Below are 6657 nucleotides of genomic sequence, written 5' to 3' on the forward strand. Positions count from 1 at the left end.
CCAATAGAAATTGGCTGCAGTAAGGAATTTTTAAGCTGGTTAACAGACCCTGTATTGAACGGTGCAGGTCCGTTAAACGATTTTGGCTGCTATGGCGCCGACCTGATGACCTGGTTTATGCATGGCCAAAAGCCGATTGCAGTTACTGCAATCGCCCATCATTACAAACCGGAAATTTATCCGAAAGTGGAGGATGACGCTACCATCCTGGTAGAATACCCCACCGCCAGCGGGCAGATAGAAGCATCGTGGAACTGGCCTTTTAGTATCAAGGACATGGAAATATTTGGAGAGACAGGTTACCTGCATGCCCTGGACGGAAAAAGCATTGTGAGCAGAATGCGTGAGAACATAAAAGGCGCAAAAACTGCTTCGCCGCTCCCCGCTCCTGTTAACGACCCGATTATTTATTTAACGGCTGTATTACGCGGTGAGATCAGCGGGAACGACGATCAATCTTCATTAAACTATAACATGATAGTGATGCAGATATTGGACGCTGCCAAACGATCAATTAATGAGGGTAAAAGGATTGTTTTATAGCTTGATATCGTTTTCCCACGAATTCCACCGGCACAGATGGTAAGCCTGCCATTAACTATTTTTAATATTGTCAAACTTTAAACTATAATCTGCCTCTATTAGTCAAAAGCAAAATCATTACATTTGCCCACCTCATTTCATCTGATAAATTATGATAAAACAACTGCTTTCAGCCTCCATTTTTTGTTTAATAGGCTTAACCTCGCTTGCACAAGGCAACAGTGCTGCTATTATGGCCCGCAAACAAGTACCCATCGTTTGTTATCACCAGATCCGCGATTGGACACCAAAAGACTCCAAAACATCTAAAGATTATATCATTCCCATCGCTGCGTTTAAACAGCACATCAAAATGCTCGCAGATAGTGGCTACCATACTATTCTGCCTGATCAGTTGTTTGATTACCTGACAAAAGGAACAGCATTGCCAAGTAAGCCTATCATGCTCACTTTTGATGATACCGACCTTGATCAGTTTACCATTGCCCGCCCTGAGTTAAAAAAATATGGCTTTAAAGGTGTGTTTTTTGTGATGACGGTCTCCATAGGTCGCCCGCACTACATGACCAAAGAGCAAATTAAACAGCTATCAGACGAGGGAAACGTTATTGCCGCTCATACCTGGGACCATCACCGTGTTGACCGCTATAAACACGATCCAAACCCGAAGAAAGATGATTGGGTAGTTCAAATTGAAAAACCAACAAAAAAGCTGGAAGAAATAACCGGCAAAAAGATTGATTATTTTGCATATCCGTTCGGCGTATGGAAAAAACCAGTGTTGCCGGAAGTGAAAAAACATGGATTTAAACTGGCGTTCCAATTAGCTGACAAGCGCGATCCGGAAATGCCTTTAATGACCGTTAGGCGCATCCTGGATAGCGGGTACTGGACAACTAAAACCTTCAGTAATAGTGTAAGGCACAGCTTTTAAGCCACGGCCCCCTAAAGGGAAGGTTTGAAAATTTAAAATGCTGAATTCCGTATACCGATTTAACTTCAGGTCGGAATTTAGCATTTTTTATTCACCAGGATTATGGTTTATATTTATAAGAGATTTCACCTATGAGCCATGAAATCAAAACCCTTTATAATTACCGCACTAATCCTGCTAACGGCAGCTGATTATACTTATTCTCAATCAGCAGGTTTAATTGCCACTCATTTTGAAGCATTAACCAAACACGATGTTAAAGCTATTGCCGCAGGGTATACCGATAGCGCCAACGTATATTCGCCAAACTGGGAAGGCGCTAAAACCGGCCATGCTGGGATCATTGAAGTTTACACCCGGTATTTTGCCTCAACGCCCGACCTTGCATACAAAGTAAACCATATCATTTATACCGGTGAATATGTTGTAGCAGAATATACAGTGAGCGGCACTTTATCTAAGCCAGTAGCAAATACACCTGCATATATGAAAGATAAGAAATATACGCTTGAATATTGTGCTGTCTTTACAATTAAAGGCAACAAGATAATTAAGGAAACCGATTATTTCAACCAGGTTGCTTTTTTACGGCAGGTTGGCTTTTTTGATCAGCATTAACTGGTTTTCTTTAAATTAAACACCCCGATTATTTTGCCGACACCCACCGGATAGCCTGGTCTATTTGATCTATCCTGAAATTTCTAAATTTCCCGGGTACCAGGTATTTAAAAAGATCGCTATACCCCAAAACCATTTTTTGATCAGTTACGATGGCAATTTTATTCCATTTGAAAAAATACTTCAACCCTATTTTTAAATTCCCGCACCAAATACCCGAAGCGAAATTGACAATATCCGTTTCGAGCACAAGCACAAAATTAATTCGTTTGCTCTTTTTAAGCAGGTTATCTATCAACGGTAATAATGCATCCTTATATTCAATTTCAGCAACATTAGCAAAAGCATGCAAGCCTGCAACATGAGGCGGTAAATTATTGATGAGCTGAAGCATAAATAAAATTGTCTGTTAATGCAACTACAATAACTGAACCGAAATTTAATTAATAGTACTTTTTTGTTGATTTATTTCACTTTCAGTTAATAAATGGTTGATATTTTTAATATTTCAAGTGTTGCTAATCAATATATTTGTACCGATGCCGCAAAACAGGACAATTTATACTTCAATTATAAAAAAAGAAGCCAAAAACCTGGGCTTTATGTTCTGCGGAATTTCAAAAGCTGAATTTTTAGCAGATGAGGCCCCCCGGTTAGAAGCCTGGCTAAAAAAAGGCATGCAGGGCGAAATGCATTATATGGAAAACCATTTCGATAAACGCCTTGACCCCCGTTTATTGGTTGATAGAGCCAGATCTGTAATATCCCTTGGCCTAAACTATTTCACCGCTGAGCGACAGTCAGATCCCTTAAGCCCTAAAATATCAAAATATGCTTATGGTGATGATTATCACCAGGTTATAAAAGATAAACTAAAGCTGTTATTAACCATTATCCAGGAGCAAATAGGCGAGGTAAACGGCCGGGCCTTTGTTGATTCAGCCCCGGTATTAGATAAAGCATGGGCGAAAAAAGCGGGGCTTGGCTGGATCGGTAAAAACACCAACCTCATCAGCAAAAAAGTTGGCTCTTTTTTCTTTCTGGCCGAACTGATCATAGATCTTGAACTTGATTACGATATTGCCCCTGCGGCCGACCATTGTGGTACCTGTACTGCTTGTATTGACGCCTGTCCGACTGAAGCCATTGTTGCCCCTTATATTGTAGATGGCAGCCGTTGCATCTCCTACCTTACCATCGAACTTAAAAACGAGATCCCGGCGGAATTCAATGGAAAAATGGATAACTGGATGTTTGGTTGCGACGTATGCCAGGATGTTTGCCCCTGGAACAAGTTTTCAGTACTGCATTCCGACCCCGCGTTTAAGCCCAAACCGGAACTGCTTGAATTAAATAAAAAGGACTGGGAAGATATTACAGAAGATGTTTTCCAAAAGGTTTTTAAAAATTCGGCAGTAAAAAGAACTAAATTTAAAGGTTTAAAAAGAAACATTGATTTTCTGAAAAGCTAAATCCAGTGTCAAGTCAAAAGTCTTTAGCCGTAAGTCTTGAGTCAAATTTCCTTTATTCCTGAATTTGATTTAACAAACAAAATTATTTGAGCACTACTTGCAACTTTCCAACAGTACAATCTTCCAACAGCTAATCGCTAACAATCACTAATTAACCCTTCTTAAACTTATCCGCAAGCATTTTCAACATGTCCTCGTTTACTGGTTTTGCCGGTGTTTCGTCTTTTTGCTTAAACGGTTTCCTTTCAGGAGCGTTATTGTAGTTGAGTTTTGGCGAATATGGTTTATTAGCCGTTTCAGTTTTAACGGGGGCTTTGTTCTCAGTAACTGCGGGTTGTTCCGGCTGCTTTTGCTGTACAGGTTTAGGCTGTCTTTCAGCAACTTTCTTTGCATTCCAGCGGTTATAGATCTCTTCCAGCTTGCGTTTGGTATAAAGCGGGAAATCACCCTGCATCATCCACGAATAGTAACTTGGTTCTATCCTGAAAACTTCCTCTACCGTTTTGCCTTTATGTTTACCAAAATTAAAAATTTCCTCGCCATCATCATTAAAAACCATCCGGCCTGCAAAATCAACGGGGCGGTTAAGGTTGGTAAATTTATGTAAGGCTTCAATATCATTGATCACAGGCACCTGTTTGCTACCTTTTTTATCTTCCCATTCGGTGTTTTCGTATCGCGCAACCTGCGCAATCAATACTTCCATGGTAGCGCGGGTATCGGCCTCTGCTGAGTGCGCATTAATGATCGGTTTATCGCAATAAAACTGGTAGGCTGCCTTCAGCGTACGCTGCTCCATTTGGTGAAATATGTTCTGCACGTCAACAAAATGACGTCCTTCCAGATCAAACGAAATCCGGGACCTTAGAAACTCCTCCATCAGCACGGGGATATCAAACTTATTTGAATTATAGCCCGCCAGATCACTGTCAGCAATAAACTCAGCAACAGATTGACCAACCTCCTTAAAAAGAGGCTCATTCTTAATATCCTCATCATAAATACCATGTACCAATGATGATTCAAGCGGAATGGGCATACCTGGGTTGATCCGCCAGGTTTTTACCTCTTCGCTGCCATCAGGAAAAAGTTTAATAACTGATATTTCAACAATACGATCGGAACCGATATTGGTACCTGTAGTTTCAAGATCAAAAAAAGCCAATGGCCGCTTTAAATTTAATTTCATCAGAAGGGTATTTGTTTTTATTACCGGTTGGAATTTACGCCAAATTTTTTAAAAATCCACTTTATTTATCACCAGGCTTCTTTTGCCCGGTTTCGATGCCGCAAAAGTCATAAAAAGAATTTGTACAATAAATTTTTAATACCATTTAAATTTATTTAATTGTACCATAATTTTAACCCCACCTAAATTGATTTAATTTAATGAGAACCTTCCTTATCCTGGTGCTTTCTTTTTGCTTTGTACAACTTGCTGCTGCACAGGATTTCCCTTACGGGCAAATTTCAACCGATGAGCTTAACATGAAAAAGTATGCCAAAGACACCTCGGCGCACGCGGTGGTTTTACGCGAATACGGCAAAGCGCAGATTGCTGTGGCAAACGATGACAACCTTAAGGTAATGTTTGAATACCATGTTAAAATAAAGATTTTTGACAATAAAGGTTTCGACGAGGCGACAAAGGAGATAAAACTCAGGAACAATGATGATCATTCACTAACGGATGAAGTGGAGAAAGTTACCGGAACAACGTATTACGCGGACGCAGACGGCGCGATTAAAAAAGTCGATTTTGATCCGAAGAAGGTTTATACCACCAGGGATTATAAATACCAGAGTACATTTAAATTTACAATGCCTGCGTTAACGAATGGTTGCGTAATTGAATATACCTACAGGCTTGTCCGCCCTTTAAACCTATGCCTTGAACATTTCCAGCCCTGGCCGTTTCAGTCGGATATCCCAAAAGTGTACTCAGAATTTGAATCAGTAATTCCCGGGCATTTTACCTACAATGCATCCTTAAGGGGTTATTTAAAAGTCACAAAAAACAGTTCATCTGTTTTAAATGGTTGCTTTTCAACCCATGGCGCAAGCAGCGACTGCTCAGACATTATTTATGGCATGAGCGATATACCAGCATTTAGTGAAGAGGAAGACATGACTTCTACGCTAAACTATATTTCAACCATCTCGTTCGACCTTGTGGATTATACCGACCCATACACAGGCACCGCGGTTAAAGAGACAAAGGAATGGAAGGACATTGACTATTACTTGAAATCGGATTATGATTTTGGCGGCCAGCTAAAGCGTAAAGATTTGCTTAAAGACAGGGTTTTACCCGCCTATGCAGGCAAAACTGACGATTTGGAAAAGGCCAAAGCTATTTATGCCTATCTGCAAAAATGGTATAAATGGAATGATTATATTGGCTATGGAAGCGACGGAATTAAAAAAGCATTTGAATCACATACCGGTAGTGTTGGTGATATCAATATGTCTTTGATCATAGCGCTGAATGGCGCCGGCATAAACACCGAAGCCGTATTGTTATCCACTCGCGAGAATGGTTTGCTAAACGACATTTACCCGGCTAAAAACAAATTTAATTATATTATAGCGAAGGCAAATATCGGCGACAAAATTTACCTGCTGGATGCCACCGATCCTTTAATGACATTCGGAATGCTTCCTTTAAAGTGCCTGAACGACCGGGGGCGGGTTTTCAACCTGGACAAACCCTCCTACTGGATAGATTTAAACCTACCGCAAAAGGAAACCAGCACCAGTATGATGGATCTTACTTTGCAGGATGACGGCAAAATTAAAGGCACAATTACAAATTATTCGATAGGTTATGAAGCCTATAAAAAAAGAGTGGCTATTAAAAAATTTAATACAACAGATGAATATGTTGAAGTGTAAGTAGGAAAAACACACAATAACCTAAACTAAATTACTGAGAAAGTGTTCAATATGCAACGAGTCACGCAAATATAGTACCGTTAATAAGTGTGAAGAAATTTTATGTGGAGGCGTGTGGTGTGAACGTTGCTACAAATGAATTGAATTAGATTAAAAATATTTAAATTTAGAAGGAGGGGTTTTGGGGTTTTGGGG

General features: G+C 40.1%; 7 protein-coding genes. 5 read left to right on the forward strand and 2 right to left on the reverse strand.

Translation table 11 applies throughout. The features are described from left to right. The 3 genes from QZY09_RS03260 to QZY09_RS03270 form a co-directional block, all read left to right on the forward strand. On the forward strand, positions 1 to 543 hold a 543-nt coding region (locus QZY09_RS03260), incomplete at its 5' end, for a Gfo/Idh/MocA family protein (protein WP_295667987.1). A 151-nt stretch (positions 544 to 694) separates the two neighbouring features. After that, the gene (locus tag QZY09_RS03265) at positions 695 to 1477 is read left to right on the forward strand and encodes a polysaccharide deacetylase family protein (protein WP_295667989.1); all 783 of its coding nucleotides are present in this window, start codon (positions 695 to 697) and stop codon (positions 1475 to 1477) included. Positions 1478 to 1615: 138 nt separating this feature from the next. After that, positions 1616 to 2095, forward strand: a complete 480-nt coding sequence (locus tag QZY09_RS03270; protein WP_295667991.1) for a nuclear transport factor 2 family protein — start codon at positions 1616 to 1618, stop codon at positions 2093 to 2095. A gap of 28 nt (positions 2096 to 2123) precedes the next feature. Here QZY09_RS03270 and QZY09_RS03275 read toward each other — a convergent pair whose 3' ends face one another. Further along, a complete protein-coding gene (locus tag QZY09_RS03275) occupies positions 2124 to 2489 on the reverse strand; it encodes an STAS/SEC14 domain-containing protein (protein ID WP_295667993.1) in 366 nt (121 codons plus the stop codon). A gap of 145 nt (positions 2490 to 2634) precedes the next feature. Between QZY09_RS03275 and queG the strand changes: the two genes are divergently transcribed. Then, positions 2635 to 3567, forward strand: coding sequence for a tRNA epoxyqueuosine(34) reductase QueG (queG, locus tag QZY09_RS03280; RefSeq protein WP_295667995.1), 933 nt, complete (start codon positions 2635 to 2637; stop codon positions 3565 to 3567). A gap of 151 nt (positions 3568 to 3718) precedes the next feature. Here the strand turns inward: queG and QZY09_RS03285 are convergent, their stop codons facing one another. Further along, positions 3719 to 4756 (reverse strand): 3'-5' exonuclease, encoded by a 1038-nt coding sequence (locus tag QZY09_RS03285; protein WP_295667997.1) that lies wholly within the window; start codon positions 4754 to 4756, stop codon positions 3719 to 3721. Between the two features lie 200 nt (positions 4757 to 4956). Here QZY09_RS03285 and QZY09_RS03290 point away from each other — a divergent pair, with 200 nt between their 5' ends. Continuing rightward, entirely contained in the window at positions 4957 to 6462 is a 1506-nt protein-coding gene (locus QZY09_RS03290; RefSeq protein WP_295667999.1) for a DUF3857 domain-containing protein, read from the forward strand. The last annotated feature ends 195 nt before the right edge of the window (positions 6463 to 6657 follow it).

Source organism: uncultured Mucilaginibacter sp. (genome assembly GCF_903913935.1).
Taxonomy (GTDB): Bacteria; Bacteroidota; Bacteroidia; order Sphingobacteriales; family Sphingobacteriaceae; genus Mucilaginibacter.